Raw genomic sequence first — 20252 nt, forward strand, 5'->3', positions numbered from 1 at the left:
TCCCCTTACGGCGGCGGGTAAGGGGACCAGCACCCCGGAGCACGTGAACACCCGATGCCCGGGCACCCGCCTCAGGACGACTGTTCTCCTCGTCGGAACGAACGAGCGGACGAGGAGAGCAGTCGTCATGGAGTGGACGCCCGAAGCCCTGAAGGCGGAGATCGACTACCGGCAGGCGGCCCTGCGGGCCGACGCGGCGCAGGCCCGGGCCCACCGGCGGCAGCGGCCGGCGCCCAAGCGCGCGTGGTGGCGGAGGTTCGGCCACCGCGACGACCCGCAGGCGGCCGACCGGCGAAACGGCCACCGCGACGCCGCCTGAGGTGTGCGAACATGCCACCCGTGGCACGCCTCGGTTCCGGTATCCCGTTGGTGGCGCGCGGCCGGGAGATGTCCGGGCTGCGCGCCGCCCTCGACGAGGCGGCCCGCGGCCGGGCGGGCGCGGTGCTGCTCGCCGGCGACGCGGGCGTGGGCAAGACGCGGCTGGTGGACGAACTCGCCGCGAGCGCCCCGGACGCCCTGGTGCTGACCGGGCGCTGCCTGGACGTCGGCGAGACCGGCCTCCCCTACCTGCCCTTCACCGAGGTGCTGGGCCAGGTGCGGGAGGCCGGCCTGCTCGACGTCCGGGCCCGGCCCGCGCTGGGCCGCCTGCTGCCGGAGCTGGCGCTGCCCGAGTCCCAGGACGGCGGCGGGCTGTCCGGGCTGCCCTCGTACCTGGTGGGGCGGCGGCCCGAGCAGGACGTCGGCCAGCTGCAGCTGTTCGACGCGGTGCACGGGGTGCTCGGCGAGCTGGCCGCCGAGCGGCCCGTGCTGCTGGTCCTGGAGGACCTGCACTGGGCCGACGCCTCCACCCGCCACCTGCTGTCCTTCCTGTTCTCGCGGCTGCGCTCGCAGCGGCTGCTGGTGGTGGGCACCTACCGGTCCGACGACCTGCACCGCAGCCACCCGCTGCGCCCGCTGCTCAACGAGCTGGTGCGGCTGCCCGCCGTGCAGCGGCTGGACCTGGCGCCGCTGAGCGCCATCGACGCGCGGTCGTTCGTCGCGGCGCTGGCCGACGACCTGCCCGACGACGTGGTGCTGGAGGTCGCCGAGCGCTCGGAGGGCAACCCGTTCTTCGCCGAGGAGCTGATCGCCGTCGCGACGAGCGGCACCGGCATCCCGTGGACGCTCGCGGAGGTGCTGCTGGCGCGGATCGAGCGGCTCTCGCCCGCCGCGCAGCACGTCGTGCGGGTCGCCTCGGTGGGTGGCCGGTCGGTGCGGCACGACCTGCTGCGCGAGGTCGCAGGCGCCGACGACGTGGCGCTGGACGAGGCGCTGCGCGAAGCCGTGCAGCACCACGTGCTCCTGGTCGGCCGCAACGAGGTCTACACGTTCCGCCACGCGCTGCTGCGCGAGGCCGTCCACGGCGACCTGCTGCCCGGCGAGCGGGTGCGCCTGCACTCCGCCTACGCCGCGGCCTACGCCGCGCGGATCGCCGCGACGTCGGACCGCGGCGCGGCGGCGGCGCTGGCGCACCACTCGCTGGAGAGCCACGACCTGGCCCGCGCCCTGCGCGCCGGCGTGGACGCCGCGCAGGAGGCCCAGGCCGCCGGCGCGCCCGCCGAGGCGCTGCGGCACCTGGAGCAGGCGTTGCAGCTGTGGCAGGCGGTGCCGGCGGCGGACCGCCCGGCCGGGGTCACCGAGCTGGTGCTGCTGCGCCGCGCGTCGTGGGCGGCGGGCACGGCCGGCCAGCCCGAGCGCGCCATCGCGTTCGCGCGCAGCGGCACGCTGCTGGTCGACGGCGAGGACCCCGAGGAGGCCGCCGAGATGTGGCGGCGGTTCGCGCAGGCGCTGCAGGTGCTCGACGGCACCGAGGACGAGAGGCTCGCGGCCGTGCGGCAGGCGTGGCGCCTGGTGCGCGACCGCCCCGCCGGCGCGGCCCGCGCGTGGGTGCTGGCGGTGTGGGCGGCCTCCCTGCGCCAGGACCGCGAGTACGCCGAGGCCCGGGAGCGGGCGCAGGAGGCGGTGCGCGACGGGCGGGCCGTCGGCGCGAAGTCGGCGGTGGCCGACGCGCTCGCGACGCTGGGCCTGCTGGACGAGGCCGCCGCCGACGTCCCCTCCGCGCGGGCGCACCTGGCCGAGGCCGTGGCGTGCGCGATGGAGGCGCAGGCCGTCAGCACCGAGCTGCGCGCCCGCTACTTCCTCGGGCTGCACCACTACGACCTGGGCGAGCTGGCGGAGGCGGCCCGGGTGTTCGACGAGGGCGTGGAGCGGGCCGAGCAGACCGGGCTGTCCTGGAGCTCCTACGGCCTGGAGCTGCGCATCCTCCAGGTGCTGACCCGGTACTACCTCGGCGAGTGGGAGGGCGCGGCGGCGGCTGCGGAGTCCCCCGGCCCGCGCGTGTCCGGCACGGTGTCGGCGCGGCTGGCGGCGGCCGGCACGCACGTGGCGGTCAGCCGCGGCGAGTTCGACCAGGCGGAGCGGCTGATCGGGGAGCTGCGCGCGGAGTGGCACCGCGACCTCCAGATCGCGCTGATCACCGGCGGGACGGGCGCCGAGCTGGCGCTGTGGCGCGGGCAGCCGGAACTGGCCGTGGACCGGGTCGCGGACGCCGTCGAGTGGTCGCGCCGGGAAGGCGGCGCCTGGGCGCTGGCCGGGATCCGGCTGTCCGCGCTGGGCGTGGCGGGCTACGCGGAACTGGCCGCCCGCGCTCGCCGCCGGCGCGACGCCGAGGCCGAGCGGGCGGCCGTGGCGGCGGGCCGCGACCTGGCCCGGTACGCCCGGACCACCGCCGAGATGGGCGCGCCGCGCACCGGGTCGCTGGGACCCGAGGGGGTGGCGTGGCTGGCCCGGGTGGCGGCCGAGGAGAGCAGGCTGCACGGGCCCGGCGACGCCGAGCTGTGGCGGGCGGCGGCGGACGCGTTCGGGTTCGGCTCGGTGTTCGAGGAGGCGTGCTGCCGGTGGCGGCTGGCCGAAGCGCTCCTGGCCGCCGACCGGCGGGACGAGGCGGTGGTCGAGCTGAAAGCGGCCGACGAGGTGGCCGACCGGCTCGGCGCGGCCCCGCTGCGCGACGCGGTGCACCTGGTGGCGCGGCGGGCCAGGGTCGCCCTGCACGCCGAGGCGCGCTCCGCGGTCGACCCGTTCACACCCCGGGAGCGGTCGGTGCTCGGGCTGGTCGCGCTCGGGCGGACGAACCGGGAAGTGGGCGCGGAGCTGTACATCTCGGAGAAGACGGTCAGCGTGCACCTCACCCGGATCATGGCCAAGCTGGGCGCGAGCCGGCGGGCCGAGGCAGTGGCCATCGCCTACGACCGAGGATTGCTGGACCACTCGGGGTGACGCCCCCCCGCACAGCTTCTCCTCCACCCTGGCGCTTTTAGCTTTTGGCTTTTATCTTTTGGTTTCGGGTTTTCGGCACGCCCCGTGCAGACCGGTGGCCTCGTGTTCTCCCCGTATGGCCTGCCCGGAGGGCTACCATGCTTTCTTGGGGGGTGCAAGCACGCTTTTCGCTTGCACCCCCCAAGAAAGCATGGTCGTCTTTGACAGGTCATGCGGGGAGAACACGACCGCTCTTTCTTTTCATTCTCCTTGGCGGCCTGCCTGTCCGGCGAGGACTCTTTAAAGCTCTTCAACTCAGATCCGTACCGCGCCTAATATTTCCTGGATCGGTGCGCGATCTCAGTATGAAGAGCGGCCGAGAGGCCCCCAAGGAGGAGGGAAGTGCGTCGTGTTCTCCCCGTACGGCCTGCCGGAGGCAATCACGGTTGTCGAGGGGGGTCAAGCGAAGAGCGTGCTTGACCCCCCTCGACAACCGTGATCGGGCTGCGCCCAGGCCGTACGGGGAGAACACGAGGCACACGGCTGCGCTGAACAGCGCCGCCGCGCGAGGCGCGGCTTGCGGCGATAGCTGAAGCGCCGCCGCGCGGGGCGCGGCCTGTGGCGAGAGCTGAAGCGCCGCCGCGTGGAACGCGGCCGCGGTTCGGCGTGGGGCTGGCCTGGGCCGACTGGGCGTGCCGTGCTCAGGTCGACGTCGTCACCGGTCGGCGTGGCCCGACCAAGGGACTAGGGGGCGTCATACCGCAGGGGGATGGAGGGTTCCGTCGGCGAGGTGACGACCGTGTACGCGCGGTCGCCATAGCTTTCTCCCCGTCAGCTTGAGCAGAGGGAATGAGGGAGCATGTCCGCACTGGTGTCCGACGTCGGTACCCGTACCGCTGTAGCCGCCGCGAACCTGGTGAAGGTCTACGGCAAGGGCGACACCGCCGTCCGGGCGCTGGACGGCGTGAACGTCGCGTTCCAGGCCGGTCGGTTCACCGCCATCATGGGTCCCTCCGGGTCCGGCAAGTCGACGCTCATGCACTGCCTCGCGGGGCTGGACAACGTCGACGGCGGCTCGGTGACCATCGGTGGCACGGAGATCACGTCGTTGGGGGACAAGGAGCTCACCAAGCTGCGCCGCGACCGCATCGGGTTCGTCTTCCAGGCGTTCAACCTGCTGCCCACGCTCAGCGCGGAGGCCAACGTCCTGCTGGGCCTGGAACTGGCCGGCCGCAAGCCCGACCGGGAGTGGTTCGACACGATCGTCGACGTGCTGGGGCTGCGGGACCGGTTGAAGCACAAGCCGACCGAGCTGTCCGGCGGCCAGCAGCAGCGCGTGGCCTGCGCCCGCGCCCTGGTGTCGAAGCCGGACGTGGTGTTCGCCGACGAGCCGACCGGCAACCTGGACTCGCGGTCCGGCGCGGAGGTGCTGGACTTCCTGCGGATGTCGGTGCGCAAGCTCGGGCAGACCGTGATCATGGTGACGCACGACCCGGTGGCCGCCTCCTACGCCGACCGCGTGGTGCTGCTCGCCGACGGCCACCTGGCCGGCGAGATCGACAACCCGACCGCCGACTCGGTGCTGTCCGCCCTGAAGCACCTGGGTGCGTGAGGCGATGCTGCGCACGGTCATCGCGGGCCTGAGAGCCCGCACCGCCCGACTGGTGCTGTCCTCCGTCGCGATCGCGCTCGGCGTGGCGTTCGTGACCGGCACGCTGGTGCTGGGCGACGCCATGAACGACAGCATGAAGGACGAGTTCGCCAAGAGCAGCCGCGGCGTCGACGTCGCGGTCACCGTGTCCGGCGACGTCGAGGGGATCACGCCGGAGGCCCTGGAAGCGGTCCGGCGGGCGCCGGGCGTCGCGGGCGCCGACCCCCGCTCCTTCCAGCAGGTGCCGCTGCTGACCGACGGCGGCAAGGCCAAGCCCGCCTTCGCGTTCGCCATCGGGGAGACCGAGCGGTTGCGCGAGTACGACCTCGCCGACGGGCGCTTCCCCCGGGGCGCGGCCGAGATCGCGGTCGACACCCGCACCGCCGAGACCGCGAAGCTGAACGTCGGCAAGACCGTCACGCTGCTGGGCGAGGGCGACCGCAAGCACGAGTACACCCTCGTCGGCACCTACGAGCAGGGCGTGGGCGAGGTGTCGGTGTCGGGCTACGACCACGTCGTGCTGACGCCGGAGGCGCTCGCCGCGTTCGACCCGTCGCGGCTGCCGTACCAGGTGGTCGGCGTGGCGGCGGAGGGGTTCACCCAGCAGCAGGTCGCCGACAACGTGCGCAAGGCCCTGGGCGACACCGGGTACCGCGTGCAGACCGGCGAGGAGCTGACGGAGGAGGCCCTGCGGCAGATCAGCTCGCAGTCGGCCGAGTTCACGACGTTCCTGCTGGCGTTCGCGGTGATCGCGCTGGTGGTCGCGGCCATGGTCATCTACAACACGTTCACCATCCTGGTCGCCCAGCGGACCCGGGAGCTGGCGCTGATGCGGTGCGTCGGGGCGAGCCGCGAGCAGGTGTTCCGGGGCGTGCTGGCCGAGGCGTTCGCGATGGGCTTCGCGGCGTCGGTGATCGGCCTGCTCGGCGGCCTGGGCGTGTCCGCCCTGCTGCAGAAGCTGATCGGCGGCATCGGCGTCGGCGACGCCCCGCCGGTGCGGCTGCCGGTGACGGCCACGACGGTGCTCGCGGCGTTCGGCGTCGGTGTGGTGGTCACCGTGCTGGCGGCCGTGCTGCCCGCCCGCAAGGCCACCCGCGTGCCGCCGGTCGCGGCGCTGCGCAGCCAGCCGGACAGCAGCGAGGAGGTCTCGCGCACCGGTCGGCTGCGGCTCGTGCTCGCGGCGCTGCTCGGGCTCGGCGGCGTCGGGGTCGTCGCCCTGGGGATGCGGCTGTCCGGCGAGGAGCTGCCGGTGATGGTCAGCGGCGGCGGCACGATGCTGCTGCTGGCCACCGCGGTGGTGCTCGGGCCGCTGGTGGTGGGGCCGGTCAACCGCGTGCTCGGGGTCGTGCCCAGGGCGCTGTTCGGGGTGCCGGCGAAGCTGGCCTCGGCCAACGCGGGGCGCAACCCCAAGCGCACGGCCGCCACGACGGCGGCGCTGATGATCGGCGTGACCGTGGTCGCGATGGTGACGGTGGTCGCCAACAGCGCCAAGGAGACCGCGAACGCGCAGGTCGACGAGCGGCTGCCCGCCGACTACACGGTGACCTCCTCGGTCTACGGCCGCCCGCTGCCCGTCGAGCTGGCGACGCGGCTCGCCGGCGTGCCCGAGGTGGCCCAGGCGGCCCCGACGACGCAGCTGTCCGACGGCGCCGCCCTGTTCACCGGGATCTCCCGCGACGCGATCGGCGACCTGTTCCGCCCCAAGGTCCGGAGCGGTTCGCTGGACGACCTGCGGGAGGGCACGATCGCGCTGAACGCCCAGTACGCCGAGGCGAAGAACCTGACCGTCGGCTCCACGACGACCATCACCACCGACAGCGGCTCGGAGGCGCTGGAGGTCGTCGCCCTGATCACGGGCCAGCGCCTCGAAGACGGCGTGGTGACGCTGGAGACCTCCGCGCGCCTGGACCCGGACCACGGCGGCTACGACAGCATCATGATCAAGCTCCGGCCCGGCGCCGCCGACGGGCGCGCCGCGGTGGAGCGGGTCACCGACACCTCGCCGCTCGCGGTCATCGACTCGGCGGCGGAGACCAAGGCGCAGCTGAACGAGCAGCTCGACCAGGTGCTGGCGTTCGTGTGGGCGCTGATCGGCCTGGCGGTGGTGATCGCGCTGTTCGGCATCGCCAACACGCTGACGCTGTCGGTGCTGGAGCGGACGCGGGAGTCGGCGCTGCTGCGGGCGCTGGGGCTGACCAGGGGCCAGTTGCGGCTGATGCTGGTGGTCGAGTCGGTGCTGATGGCGGTCATGGGCGCGGCGATCGGGCTGGTGCTCGGCATCGGGTTCGGCTGGGTGCTCACCACGGCGATGTCGTCGGACTCCCTCGGGCTGGCGTTCGCCGTCCCGTTCGGGCAGATCGGCACGATGCTCGCGGCGGCGGTGGTGGCCGCCGTCCTCGCGGCCGCCCTGCCCGCGCGGCGGGCGGCCCGCACCTCGGTCGTGGCGGGGATGGCCGAGGCGTAGCAGGGGGGCGGGTGGCCCGTTCCGCGCTCGGGGGCGCGGGGCGGGCCACTCGTGTGCCCGGCCTCACAAGATTTTCTCCACGCGCGCGTCATATTTCGGCGCGCCGCCCCTCTAACCGGGTGCGGGGTGGCCCGGGCGAGGGCCGGGCCACCCCGGCCCGGACCGCCGCGCGCGGCGGTCCGGCCCCGGCGGCTCAGGCCGACTCCCGCCGCACCAGCACGGTCGGCAGCACCTCGCGGCGCGGCTTGAGCGCCTCGCCGCGCAGCAGCCGGTGCAGGTGCGTCACCATCTGCCGGACCTGGCCGTCGGTGTCCTGCCGCACGCTGGTCAGCGCGGGCGTGGTGTGCGGCGCGATCATCGGGTGGTCGTCGAAGCCCACCACGGCCACGTCCTCGGGGACGCGCCGGCCCGCCTCGCGCAGCGCGTCCAGCGCGCCGGCGGCCATCAGGTCGCTCGCCGCGAACACCGCGTCCAGGTCGGGCACCCGGGCCAGCAGCGCCGCCATCGCGCGCTTCCCGCCGTCGCGGGAGTACCCGCCGCCCTCGGTCAGCAGCTCCACGTCGGCGTCGGACGCGCCGGTCGCCGAGCGCCAGCCCGCCAGCCGGTCCACCGCCGAGTGCTCGTCCGGCGGCCCGGTCACCGACACGACCCGCCTGCGCCCCGACGACAGCAGGTGCTCGGTGGCCAGCACGCCGCCGCCCTCGTTGTCGTGGTCGACCAGGTGCAGCCCGCGCGGCGGGCCCCACGGCCGCCCGGCGCACACCACCGGCAGCGCCAGCCCGCGCACCACCGCCGGCAGCGGGTCACCCCGGTGCGGCGCGAACAGCAGCGCCCCGTCGACGTGCCCGCCCGCCAGGAACCGCTCCGCGCGCGCCAGGTCCTGCGGCGAGCGCACCAGCAGCAGCACCACCTGCGCGTCCACGTCGGCCAGCGACCGGGCCGCCGAGCGGATCAGCCACGCGAAGCGGGGGTCGTCGAAGGTCTTCGGCCCCGGCTCGGAGAACACCACCGCGACGGCGCCGGTCCGCCTGGTCGCCAGCGCCCGCGCGGCCCGGTTGGGCTGGTAGCCCAGCTCCGCCGCGGCGGCGGTCACGGCCTCGTGCGCCTCCGGGCTGACCCGCGGCGACGCGTTGAGCACGCGGGACGCCGTCGCCCGCGACACGCCGGCCTTGGCCGCGACGTCCTCCAGCGTGGGCCGGGCGCCGGGGTGCGGTCGGACGGGCACGGGCCCCCACCTCCCTCGCCACCGGGCCGGACCCGATCAGCTTAACCGGGACGAGCAGCCTGGAAGCGCTCCCACGACCGGGCGCCGCCGCCGTCGGGCGTGGGAGCCGCGCCCCTTCAGTCGTCGCAGTGCGGCGGCGGGAACGGGTTGAGCGGCCCGCACGGCCACTCCGCGTCCTTCGTCCTGGTGGTGGTGGGCGTCGTCGCCACCGGTGGCGGTGGCGGCGGGGGCTCCTCGGTCTGCGGCGGCGGCGCCTCGGCGCGCGTCGTGGTCGTGGTCGGCGGCGGCGTCCACGTCGTGGTGGCGGCCCGGGACGCCGAGACCGGGTCGGTGGTGGCCGAGCCGGTGGCCGAGGCGGTCGTGCTCGACGCGGTGGACGACCACGTGGTGATCCAGGTGGAGGCGGGCGGCTCGGCCTCCTTCCCGTCCTCGATGCCGTCGACGTAGACGCCGATCAGCACACCCGTCAGGGCCGACGCCGCCACGGCCAGGCCGCTCGCAGCCCACAGCACCCGCACGGCCGACCTCCGAATCCGCTTGTTGACGCAACCGTGGAGCGGCAGGACAGCACCCCCGGGCCGACGGGTCTCAGCCGACCCACGTCACCTCGACGGACTCGCCCAACCGGTCGGCCTCAGACAGCACCGCTCTCCGCTCCGCTGCGGACAACGAGCGGAAGGGCTCCACGGTCACGCCCACCCCGCGAGCCGTGCGCCGCTGCGACCAGACGCCCGTCATCAGGCCGTCGACCAGCAGCACGGGCGAGAGCCAGCCCTGCGGCCGGTAGACGCGGTCGGGCGCGCCGCCGTCGAGCAGGTGTTCGGCGTGCCTGGTCGCGGCCACCACGTACTGGTCGAACGCGGGCAGCAGCCGCACGACGCCCACCGGCTCGGCCTCGTGCAGCGCCGCCACCAGGTCGGCGCGGACCCAGTGCGGCACGCCCTCGACGTCGACCGGCACGACGCGGTCGCCCAGCGCCTTGACCACCCGCCCGCCCTCCGCCGGGCTCACGCCCCACCAGCGGGCGAACTCCTCGCGGGTGGCGGGGCCCTGCTGGGCGAAGAACCGCAGGGCGATGCGGGCCACCGCGTCGGCAGGCGGCTCGCCGACGTCGATCCAGGTGTCCGGCCGGGTGAACCGGACGAGTCGGCCCTCGCCGGGACCGAACACCAGCCTGCCCTGGAACGACGCGGGCTTGAGGCAGGCGCCCCAGCTCTCCCGCAGCTTCTCGCCGACGTGCGGCGACGTGCGGCGCGCCACCTCGTCGGCCAGCTCGGCGCGGGTCAGCACCCGGCCCTCCAGCGCCGCCGAGACGCCGTCGAGCAGCTCCTGAAGCTCCTCGGCGGTGATGCCGAAGCCCCGGTGCCAGATCGGCTTGGTGTAGTGCCGGTAGGTCGCGAAGCCCGCCTGCCACAGCGCGTACTCGCGGGCCGGCAGCAGGTGCAGCGTGCCGCGCATGGACCAGGTCTTGACCAGCGTCCGGTCCTCCCACAGCGCGTTCGCCACGAAGTCCGGCCCGAGGTCGTCGACGCGGGCGTGCAGCGTCGCCTCGGCCGAGGACATCAGCTGCGCGTGCAGGCCGCACAGCTCCGCGACCACGTCGAGGGCGTCCTCGGCGGGCCGCCGCGCGTCCAGGCTGTGCGCCCCGGTGCGCCACGCGGCGACCTGCCGCCAGGTCAGGCTCATGTCGCCCGGTCCTCCACCGCGCGCTCGATCGCGGCCAGCCGCCGCTCCAGGTCGACCGCGCCGAGCGCGCGGGCCAGCACCAGCGCCGCCCCGGCCAGGCCCGCGACCAGCACCGAACCGGTCATGTGCCACGTCGGCGCGTCCCCGGTGCAGGTGAAGACCTCGGTGAACCGCTCCGACGAGCACGTCGCGAACGGCACGGCCGCGAACCCGATGCCCGCCGCCGCGACCCCGCCCAGCACGGCCGAGCCGAAGGTCCGCATCAGCGGGAACGCGGCGTTGGCCGCGCCCGTGGCCGCGATCGCGAACAACAGCGGCACCGGGTGCGGGAACGGGCCGAAGGCCGCGCAACCCACCATCAGCGCGGCCACGACAGCGAGACCGGTCCGTTCCACGCGGCGACCCTAACCCGCCGCTCCAGCGAGGCGTCAGAACTTCGTCAGGCGTTTCGAGGACTCTCGTCCCGGGGGCCGGCGACGGCCGGGGGAGAGGGGGTGCGGCGCCCGGACGGGACGCGCGGGCCGGCGGCGGTGCGGTCCGCTCCGGTTTCACGAAGTCCGGTGCGGCCGGGGCCGGTCGCCGGCCGGCGCCGCGGCCGGTCGTGCCCGGTCGCCGCGCACACCCGGTGATCTGCGGCAAGGGGCCGTTCGCCGCGCCGCCCGCCCGGCCGCGACAGCTGTACCGGCCAGGACCGGATTGGTCTCGACCAGATAGGTCCTCTCGGGGCTATTGACGCATCTGGTCTAGACCACTTAAAGTGATAGGCGCCACATCGTCCCTCGTCGGTGGGCGGGCGGATGCCCCACCGACGAGGCGCCGGCTCACTGGGGTGGGCCACCGGGTGCGGCGGCGCGGCAACTCCTCTCCCCACGCCGCGTCGCCGCACCCGGCCGTCCCCGGTGCTGCCACACTGTGAGCGATGCTCACGAGGACCATCGCGATCCACTACGTCACCGCCGCCCTCCGGGGCGCGGTCCGGCACGGGCGCGACGCGGCCCCGCTGCTCGCCGCGGCCGGCATCCCCGAGGCGCTGCTCGCCGACGACCGCGCGCGGGTCACGCCCGCCCAGTACAGCAAGCTGGTCCAAGCGCTGTGGGAGGAGCTGGACGACGAGTTCATGGGCCTCGGGCCGCAGCGCAGCAAGCGCGGCACGTTCCCGATGATGTGCCTGCTCGCCGTGCACTGCGCCACGCTGGAGGACGCCCTGCGGCGCGGGCTGGCGTTCTACGCGCTGTTCGACGTGCGGCCCGCCATGGCGCTGGCCGAGCGGGACGGCGTCGCCCGGTTCACCCTGGCCGCCGAGGGCGTGGACGACCCGGACCGGTTCCTGGTCGAGTCGCTGCTCGTGCTGTGGCACCGGTTCTCGTCGTGGCTGATCGGCCGGCGCGTCCCGCTGCGCGCGGTGGACCTCGCGTACCCGGAGCCGCCGCACGCGGCCGAGTACCACCTGATCTTCGGCTGCCCGCTGCGGTTCGGCGCGCCGGGGACCGCGCTGGCGTTCGACACCCGGTTCCTGCGGATGCCGGTGGTGCAGGACGAGGCCGCGCTGCGCCGGTTCCTGCGCGACTCGCCCGCCGAGCTGCTGTCCCGGCGCGACCACGGCGCGGACGCGTCCGGCCAGGTGCGGCGGATGCTCGGCGGCGGGGTGGTGGGCCTGGAGAACGTCGCCGCGCGGCTCGGGGTGAGCGCGCCGACGCTGCGGCGCAGGCTGGCGGCGGAGGGGACGACGTTCCGCGAGGTGCGGGAGCAGTTGCTGCGCGACCAGGCGGTGGCGAGCCTCGTGCGGGGCGGCGAGTCGGTGGAGGAGCTGGCGCTGCGGCTGGGCTTCTCCGAGGCCAGCGCCTTCCACCGGGCCTTCAAGCGGTGGACGGGCAACAGCCCTGGCGCGTACCGGACGGGGGCGGCACCCTAGGGCGAGGGCGGTCCGACCGACGCGGCCGGGCGCGGACCACCCCCCGGCGCCGGCGGACCGGTGGCGGGAGACCAACTGCGACACCGCGCGGGAGCCCCTGTGCACAGACGTCCGCGGCCGCTCGCGGCGGCCCTGGTCCCGGTCCTGGTCCTCGCCCTGACCCCGCTCGTGGCCGCCGCCCGGTCTGCCCCGCCCGCCGCGGTGACCGGCCCGCCCCTCCCGACCGCCGCTCGCGCCGAGCCCGGCCGGACGGGCGTCCCGGACCTCCCCGACGCGGTCGCCACCAGGTCCGCCGTCGACCCGGCGCGGCGCGTCGAGACCGCCCGCACCACCCGCCCGGTCGCCCCCGGCGTGTCGCTGAGCTCCTTCGACTGGTACGAGCCCGGCGACGCGGGCGGCTGGGTGCGCGGCGACGCGCTGACCGTCGACCTCACCGCCGGCACGGAGGTCGGCTACCTGCACCCCGGCCGGGTGACCGCCGCCGAACCCCTCTCCGCGCAGGCCGCCCGCACCCGCGCGGTGGCCGCGGTCAACGGCGACTTCTTCGACATCGGCGCCTCCAACGCGCCCGAGGGCGTCGGCGTCCGGGACGGCCGGACCGTCAAGTCGCCCGCCGCCGGCCACCGGCGCGCGGTCGGCGTCGACGCCGCCGGCGTCGGCCGCGTGGTGGACGTGCTGTTCGGCGGCAGTCTGACCCGCTCCGACGGCTCCACGATCCCGTTGGCCCAGCTCAACAGCGCCACCCTCGGCGTGGGAGAAGTGGGCGCGTTCACCCCGCTGTGGGGTTCCCACAGCCGCGCGCGGGCGGTTCGCGGCGCGACGGGGGTGGTGGAGGTGCTAGTGCGCGGTGGCGTCGTGGTCGAGCAGCGCACGTCCGCGGGCGACGACCCGATCCCGGCCGACGGATACGCGCTGGTCGGCCGCGAAGCCGGCGCGGACCTGCTGGGCGCGCTCACCCCGGGGGAGCGGGTCACCCTCGACCACACCACCGGAACGAGTGACGGGAGCACGCTGAGGACGGCGATCGGCGGCGGCCAGGTGCTGATCCGGGACGGCGTGGTCGTCGCGCCCGACGACCCGCTGCACCCCCGCACCGCGGTCGGGTTCTCCGCCGACGGCAGGAAGATGTTCATGCTGACCGTGGACGGCCGCCAATCGCCGTTCCTGCTCGGCCTGACCCTGCGCGACGTCGCGTCCGTGCTCGCGGAGATGGGCGCGCACAACGCGTTGAACCTCGACGGCGGCGGCTCGTCCACCCTGCTCGCCCGGACACCGGGCGCCGACGCGGTGGTGCTGGAGAACGCGCCCTCGGACGGCGCGGAACGCCACGTGCCCAACGGCCTGGCGCTCTACGCGCCCGAGGGCAGCGGCGACCTCGTCGGGTTCTGGGCGCGCACCGCGATCGACCCGCGCCGCGCGCCCGGCGCGGACACCGTCGCCGGCGGCCACCCGGAGCGCGTGTTCCCCGGCCTCACCCGGCGGCTGCTCGCCGACGGCTACGACGAGACCTACGGCCCCGCCCGCGACCAGGCGCGCCACTGGCACTCGTCGCGCCCGGACGTCGGCCGGGTCGCCGACGGCGTGTTCCGCGCGGTCGGCCCGGGGACGGCGAAGGCCGTCGCCCGGCGCGGCGGCGTGGCCGGCGAGGTCGAGCTGACCGTGCTCGGCCCGCTCACCCGGCTGTCGGCCACGACCAACCGGCTCAGCCTGCCGGCGGTCGGCGGCGTCGGGGCGTTCGGCGTGGTGGGCCACGACCCCGAGGGCTTCACCGCGCCCGTCGAGCCCGCCGACATCACCCTGGACCACGACCGCGCCGTGGTCGACGTCGTGCCCGGCGACGACGGCGTGCTGCGCGTCAAGGCGCTCAAACCCGGCGCGACGACCGTGACCGCCCGCGTCGGCGGCCACACGACCACCGTCGCCGTGACCGTCGGGTCGCGGGAGCGGTTGGTCGCGGGCTTCGACGACGGCGCGTCCTGGACGTTCGGCTCCACCCGCGCGTCCGGCTCGGTCGCGCCGGTCGCCGAGGGCCGCACCGGGCCGGGCCTCAGGCTCTCCTACGACTTCAGCCGGTCCACCGGCACGCGCACGGCGTACGCGGCCCCGCCGGAGCCGATCGCGGTCGAGGGCCGGCCGCTCGCCCTCGGCGCCTGGGTCCACGGGCACGGCCGCGGCGAGTGGACGGCGTTCACGGTGACCGACAGCACGGGCCTGACCCGGTCCCTGTACGGCCCGCACGTCACGTGGACCGGCTGGCGCCGCTTGACGGTCCCCATACCCAGCGGCTTGGCGTTCCCGTTGCGGGTCGACCGGTTCTACGCGATCGAGACCAGGGCCGACCGCCAGTACACCGGGGAGGTGCTGGTGGACGACGTCGTGGCCGAGGTCCCGCCGGCCGCGGACCTGCCCGCGGCGTCGCCGGTGGCGGACCGGGTCGTCGTCCGGGACGGCACGGTCGGCGACCGGCGGTGGCGGTTCGCGGTGCTGTCCGACGCCCGGTTCACGGCCCGCGACCCGGACGGCGACCCGGTCCGCGCGGCGCGGCGGACCCTGCGCGAGATCAAGGCGCGGAGACCGGACTTCGTCGTCGTGAACGGCGACTTCGTGGCCGAGGCCGCACCCGCCGACCTGGCCCTGGCCCGCCGCGTCCTCACCGAGGAGCTGGGCGACTCGCTGCCGTGGTACTACGTGCCGGGCGACCGCGAGACCGCGGGCCCCGGCGCGATCGACGACTTCCGCCGCGAGTTCGGCCCGACCAACCACGTCTTCGACCACCGGGGAACGCGTTTCGTGCTGCTCGACTCGTCCGCCGGCACCCTGCGCGGCGGCGGCTTCGACCAGGTCGTGATGCTGCGCGACGCCTTGCGCGACCACGGCCCCGTGCACTCGGTGGCGGTGATCCACCACCACCCGCCACGCGACCCGGCGCCCACCGGGGAGAGCCGGCTGAACGACCGGCTGGAAGCCGACCTGGTCGAGGACTGGCTGGCCGACTTCCGCCGCTCCACCGGCAAGGGCGCGGTGTCCATCGGCGCGCACGCCGGCGTCTTCCACGCGTCACGGGTCGACGGCGTGCCCTACCTGGTCAACGGGAGCACGGGCGGAGCACCCGCCGAGGGCGGTTTCTCCGGCTGGACCCTGCTCGGCGTCGACCCGGCGCCGGAACGCGGCGAGGAGTGGGTAGCGGCGGAGATCCGCCCACACGTGGACACCCTGACCCTCACCGCCCCGGGCACCGTCCGCGTCGGCTCACCGGCCGTGGTCACGGCGAAGATCACCCAGGGCGCCCGCGAGGTCCCGGTGGAATACCCGATCAGCGCCGACTGGACCGCCTCACCCAACGTCCACATCGGACAGGAGCCGGACCTGCGCCCCTGGCACGCCGCGTGGCTGGACCCCACCACCGGCACCCTGACCGCACTGCACCCGGGCCGAACCACCCTGGCCATCACCGTCAACGGCATGACCCAACAGACAACCGTAACCACAACCTGACCCCCGGAACCGCCCCCGAACCACCTACCCCCTGAACCGCCCCCAAAGCGCTCTTGGTCGTTCGCGCGCCCGCACAGAAGCCTGCCTTCGTGTTCTCCCCGTATGGCCTGCCCGGAGGGCTACCATGCTTTTCCTGGGGGTGCAAGCACGCTTTTCGCTTGCACCCCCAGGAAAAGCATGGTCGTCTTTGACAGGCCATGCGGGGGGAACACGACCGCTGTTTCTTTTCATTCTCCTTGGCGGCCTGCCTGTCCGGCGAGGACTCTTTTCATCTTTTCAGCTTAGATCCGTACGGCCCCGAATCTCACCCGGATCGGTGCGGGATACAAGTAAGAAGAGCGGCCGAGAGGCCGCCAAGGATGACACAAAGACCAAGCTCAGGGCGTCGTGCCATCCCCGCATGGCCTGGTCAAAGACAACCACATGTGTCAAGGGGAGATCGAACCCGGGGTGGTTCCACCGGGTGCCTCGATCTCCCCTTGACACATGCGGTTCGCTGCGCGCAGGCCATACGGGGATGACACGCAGCCCACACCGGGGTGCGCGCTGCGCGTGGCTTCAAGCCGACATCGGGGCGGCGCGGCGCGGATCAAGCCGGTTTCGGGGCGGTTCGGGGTGGCTTCAAGCCGATTTCGGGGTGGAGCAGCCGGGGTTCCGGAGGAAAGGGGAGCCCACCGGTGGGCTCCCCTTTCCTCGCTCGTCCGTCAGAACTGCTCGCCCTTCGCAGCGCGCTCCCGCAGGGAAGCGGGCGGGCGGAAGCGTTCGCCGTAGGTGTCGGCCAGGTAGTCCGCCCGCTCCACGAAACCGGTCAGCCCGTAGGAGTTGATGAACTGCAAGGTACCGCCGCTCCACGGTGCGAACCCGAAGCCGAACACGCTGCCCACGTTCGCGTCGCCGACCGAGGTCAGCACGCCCTCGTCCAGGCACCGCACGGTCTCCAGCGACTGGACGAACAGCAGCCGGTCCTCGACGTCCCGCTCGGTCACGCCCGCGTCGTCGCGCGCGTACCGGGCCAGGCCCGGCCACAGGAACTTCCTGCCGCCCTCCGGGTACTCGTAGAACCCCGCGCCGCCGGACTTGCCGGTGCGGCCCAGGGCGACGAGCTCCTCCAGCACCGCGAACGCCGGGTGGTCGCCGAGCGCCCCGGCGGCCGTCGGGTCGTCGGCCAGGGCCTGCTCGCGGATCTTGAGCTGGAGGGTCAGGGTGACCTCGTCGGACACCGCGAGCGGGCCGACGGCCATGCCGGACCGCTTGGCCACGTTCTCGATCAGGGCCGGGTTGACGCCCTCGGCGACCATCGACGTCGCCTCGGTCACGTACGTGCCGAACGTCCGGGACGTGTAGAAGCCCCGGCTGTCGTTGACGACGATCGGCGTCTTGCCGATCTGGAGCACGTAGTCGAACGCCCGCGCCAGGGTCTCGTCGGACGTCCGCTCGCCGCGGATGATCTCCACCAGCCGCATCTTCGGCACGGGGGAGAAGAAGTGCAGGCCGATGAACCGCGTCGGGTCGCCCACCGCGGTCGCCAGGCCGGTGATGGGCAGCGTCGAGGTGTTGGACGCGATCACCGCGTCGGGCAGGGCGGCCGACTCCGCCGCCGGCAGCACCCGGTTCTTCAGCTCGCGGTTCTCGAACACCGCCTCGACGACCAGGTCGCAGCCGGCCAGGTCGGCGTCGGAGTCGGTCGGCGTGATGCCCGGGACCCCGTTGGCGCCCCGGGCCGCCGCCTCCGCGGTCACGTCCTTCAGCACGACCTCGATGCCGGCCCTGGCGCTGACCTCGGCGATGCCCGAGCCCATCATGCCCGCGCCCAGCACGCCGACCCTGGACACCTTGGTGGCGCCCACGCCGGGCGGGCGGGAGCGGCCCGCGGCGATCTCGTTGAGCTGGAACCAGAACGTCCCGATCATGTTCTTCGCCACCTGGCCGGTCACCAGCTCCACGAAGTACCGGCCCTCGACCTGCAGCGCGGTGTCGAAGTCCACCAGCGCGCCCTCCACGGCCGCCGCGAGGATCTTCTCCGGGGCCGGGTACGCGCCGCGGGTCTTCTTGCGCAGCACGGCGGGGGCGGCGGCGAGCAGGCCGTACGCGCTCGGGTCGCCGAACCTCAGGTCCGGCACGGTGTGCCCCGGCTGGTCCCACGGCTGCTGAGGCGCGGGGTTGGCCTTGATCCACGCGCGCGCCTGCGCGATCAGGTCCTCCCGCGAGGACGCCAGCGCGTGCACCAGCCCGGCCTGCAACGCGCGCGCCGGCCGCAGCTGCTTGCCCTCCATCAGCAGCGGCAGCGCCGGCTGCACGCCCAGCAGGCGCACCAGCCGCGTCACGCCGCCACCGCCGGGCAGCAGGCCGAGCGTCACCTCGGGCAGGCCCAGCCTGATCCGGTCGTCGTCGAGCACCACGCGGTGGTGGCAGGCCAGGGCGATCTCGAAGCCGCCGCCCAGCGCGGCGCCGGCGATCGCCGCCACCACCGGCCTGCCCAACCGCTCCAGCCGCCGCAGCTGGTCCTTGACCTCCTGCAGGAAGCCCAGCGCCTCGCCGGCGTCCTCCGGCGTGATCCGGACCAGCAGGTTCAGGTCGCCGCCCGCGAAGAACGCCTTCTTGGCCGAGGTCAGCACGACGCCGGCCACGTCGTCCCGCTCCGCCTCCAACCGGGCGACGGTCTCGCCCATCGCCCGGTGGTACTCGGCGTTCATCACGTTCGCCGAGCCCGACATGTCCATGGTGAGGGTGACGATCCCCTCGTCGTCCCGCTCGTAGTGGATGGCCATCAGACCCTCTCGATGATCGTCGCGATGCCCATGCCGCCGCCCACGCACAGCGTGGCCAGCCCGCGGCGCAGGTCCCGGCGCTCCAGCTCGTCCAGCAGCGTGCCGAGGATCATGCAGCCGGTCGCGCCCAGCGGGTGGCCCAGGGCGATCGCGCCGCCGTTGACGTTGACCTTCTCGTCGGGCAGGTCCAGCTCCCGCTGGAACTTCAGCACCACCGCCGAGAACGCCTCGTTGACCTCGAACAGGTCGATGTCCTCCACCGACAGCCGCGCCCGGTCCAGCGCCTTGCGCGCGGCCGGGGCCGGGCCGGTGAGCATGATCGTCGGCTCGGTGCCGACCACCGCGGTGGCGACGACGCGCGCGCGGGGCGTCAGGCCCAGCTCGCGGCCCGCGCGGTCGTTGCCGATCAGCACGGCCGCCGCGCCGTCCACGATCTGCGAGGAGTTGCCGGGGGTGTGCACGTGCCGGACGCGCTCCACCGCCGGGTACCGGTCGATCGCCACCGCGTCGAAGCCCAGGTCGCCGTGGAAGGCGAACGACGGCTTCAGCGCGGCCAGCCCCTCCAGCGTGGTCTCCGGGCGGATCGCCTCGTCGTGGTCGAGCAGCACGACGCCGTTGCGGTCCACCACCGGCACGAGCGAGCGCTCGAAGTGGCCCTTGTCGCGCGCCAGGGTCGCCCGCTGCTGCGACCTGACCGCGTACGCGTCCACGTCCTCGCGGCTGAAGCCCTCCAGCGTGGCGATCAGGTCCGCGCTCACGCCCTGCGGCACGAAGTTCGTGGCCAGGTTCGTCTCCGGGTCGGCCATCCACGCGCCGCCGTCGGAGCCCATCGGCACCCGCGACATGGACTCCACGCCGCCGGCGACGACCAGGTCCTCGAACCCGGACGCGACCTTGGCCGCCGCGAGGTTCACCGACTCCAGGCCGGACGCGCAGAAGCGGTTGAGCTGCACGCCCGCCGCCCGCAGGTCCCACCCGGCCGCCAGCACGGCGGTGCGGGCGATGTCCGCGCCCTGCTCGCCGACCGGCGTCACGACCCCGAGCACCACGTCGTCCACCGCCGAGGTGTCCAGGTCGGTGCGCCGCGCCAGCGCCGAGAGCACCCCGGAGGCCAGGGTGATCGGCTTGACGCCGTGCAGCGAACCGCGCTTACCCCGGCCGCGCGGCGTCCGCACCGCGTCGAAGATCAAGGCTTCGCTCATGCTGCCACGGTAGGCAGCCGCGGCCCCCAAGCCCATGACCGCGAGGACTGACTTATTAGCTCACCGCGAGGCGCATCACCTCACCCTCGCCCGTGAAGCCCAGCCGCTCGTAGAGCCGGCGGGCGGCCACGTTGCCCGGCAGCACCCGCAGCTGCACGTGCCGCCACCCGTGCTCCCGCGCCCAGGCCAGGACCTCCGCCGCCAGGGCCGCGCCGACACCCCGCCCGCGGAACAGCGGCGCGACCCACATGGAGTACAGGTACAGCCCGCCGACGTGGCCCTCCTGCGGCGTCGCGGCCACCATCCCGACCGGTTCGGGCGCCTCCGCCACCACCTTGACACCCCACCGCGGGTGCATCAGCCGCCGCCAGCGGGCCTCGTCGTAGCCCCGTTCGCGCAGCAGCGCGGAACCGGGTGCGCGCGGCTCGCCGGCCAGTGCGCCGAGCCTGATGTCACGCCAGGTCGCCCAGTCGCGGGGCGAGAGCCTCCGGAGGTTCATGCCCGCAGTGTCGCGCACCCGAAGGTGACCATCGCGCTCACGATTCGCGAACAGTT

13 protein-coding genes are annotated in these 20252 nt (G+C 74.5%); 6 read left to right on the forward strand and 7 right to left on the reverse strand.

Annotation, left to right across the window (positions count from 1 at the left end; all coding sequences use genetic code 11):
• The first annotated feature begins 127 nt into the window (after window positions 1-127).
• From JOE68_RS22475 to JOE68_RS22490, 4 genes are all read left to right on the forward strand, one after another.
• Complete coding sequence (locus tag JOE68_RS22475) at window positions 128-319, forward strand: hypothetical protein (protein WP_204844262.1); 192 nt, start codon at window positions 128-130, stop codon at window positions 317-319.
• A gap of 11 nt (window positions 320-330) precedes the next feature.
• Window positions 331-3315, forward strand: a complete 2985-nt coding sequence (locus JOE68_RS22480; RefSeq protein WP_204844263.1) for a helix-turn-helix transcriptional regulator — start codon at window positions 331-333, stop codon at window positions 3313-3315.
• Window positions 3316-4153: 838 nt separating this feature from the next.
• Window positions 4154-4906, forward strand: a complete 753-nt coding sequence (locus JOE68_RS22485) for an ABC transporter ATP-binding protein (protein WP_204844264.1) — start codon at window positions 4154-4156, stop codon at window positions 4904-4906.
• Window positions 4899-7409: an ABC transporter permease gene (locus JOE68_RS22490; protein ID WP_307819821.1), complete on the forward strand. Its 2511-nt coding sequence runs from the start codon at window positions 4899-4901 to the stop codon at window positions 7407-7409. The genes JOE68_RS22485 and JOE68_RS22490 overlap by 8 nt, the downstream gene beginning before the upstream one ends.
• Before the next feature lie 193 nt (window positions 7410-7602).
• Here JOE68_RS22490 and JOE68_RS22495 read toward each other — a convergent pair whose 3' ends face one another.
• The 4 genes from JOE68_RS22495 to JOE68_RS22510 form a co-directional block, all read right to left on the reverse strand.
• Window positions 7603-8634, reverse strand: a complete 1032-nt coding sequence (locus tag JOE68_RS22495; protein ID WP_204844265.1) for a LacI family DNA-binding transcriptional regulator — start codon at window positions 8632-8634, stop codon at window positions 7603-7605.
• 116 nt (window positions 8635-8750) lie between these two features.
• Window positions 8751-9152 carry a hypothetical protein gene (locus tag JOE68_RS22500; RefSeq protein WP_204844266.1) on the reverse strand — a complete coding sequence of 134 codons (402 nt, stop codon included), beginning with the start codon at window positions 9150-9152 and terminating at the stop codon, window positions 8751-8753.
• A gap of 70 nt (window positions 9153-9222) precedes the next feature.
• Window positions 9223-10320, reverse strand: coding sequence for a winged helix DNA-binding domain-containing protein (locus JOE68_RS22505; protein ID WP_204844267.1), 1098 nt, complete (start codon window positions 10318-10320; stop codon window positions 9223-9225).
• Window positions 10317-10715: a hypothetical protein gene (locus JOE68_RS22510; RefSeq protein ID WP_204844268.1), complete on the reverse strand. Its 399-nt coding sequence runs from the start codon at window positions 10713-10715 to the stop codon at window positions 10317-10319. The genes JOE68_RS22505 and JOE68_RS22510 overlap by 4 nt, the downstream gene beginning before the upstream one ends.
• A 524-nt stretch (window positions 10716-11239) precedes the next feature.
• Between JOE68_RS22510 and JOE68_RS22515 the strand changes: the two genes are divergently transcribed.
• On the forward strand, window positions 11240-12232 hold the full coding sequence (locus JOE68_RS22515; RefSeq protein WP_204844269.1) for an AraC family transcriptional regulator: 993 nt from the start codon (window positions 11240-11242) through the stop codon (window positions 12230-12232).
• A gap of 99 nt (window positions 12233-12331) precedes the next feature.
• Window positions 12332-15727: a phosphodiester glycosidase family protein gene (locus JOE68_RS22520; RefSeq protein ID WP_307819822.1), complete on the forward strand. Its 3396-nt coding sequence runs from the start codon at window positions 12332-12334 to the stop codon at window positions 15725-15727.
• A 704-nt stretch (window positions 15728-16431) separates the two neighbouring features.
• Here JOE68_RS22520 and JOE68_RS22525 read toward each other — a convergent pair.
• The 3 genes from JOE68_RS22525 to JOE68_RS22535 are packed head-to-tail and all read right to left on the reverse strand — an operon-like array spanning window position 16432 to window position 20196.
• Window positions 16432-18495, reverse strand: coding sequence for a 3-hydroxyacyl-CoA dehydrogenase NAD-binding domain-containing protein (locus JOE68_RS22525; RefSeq protein ID WP_204844270.1), 2064 nt, complete (start codon window positions 18493-18495; stop codon window positions 16432-16434).
• Window positions 18495-19697, reverse strand: a complete 1203-nt coding sequence (locus JOE68_RS22530; RefSeq protein WP_204844271.1) for an acetyl-CoA C-acetyltransferase — start codon at window positions 19695-19697, stop codon at window positions 18495-18497. Before JOE68_RS22530 ends, JOE68_RS22525 begins: the two co-directional genes overlap by 1 nt.
• Before the next feature lie 55 nt (window positions 19698-19752).
• A complete protein-coding gene (locus JOE68_RS22535; RefSeq protein WP_204844272.1) occupies window positions 19753-20196 on the reverse strand; it encodes a GNAT family N-acetyltransferase in 444 nt (147 codons plus the stop codon).
• Between the last annotated feature and the right edge of the window lie 56 nt (window positions 20197-20252).

This window comes from Saccharothrix algeriensis (assembly GCF_016907655.1).
Lineage (GTDB): Bacteria > Actinomycetota > Actinomycetes > Mycobacteriales > Pseudonocardiaceae > Actinosynnema > Actinosynnema algeriense.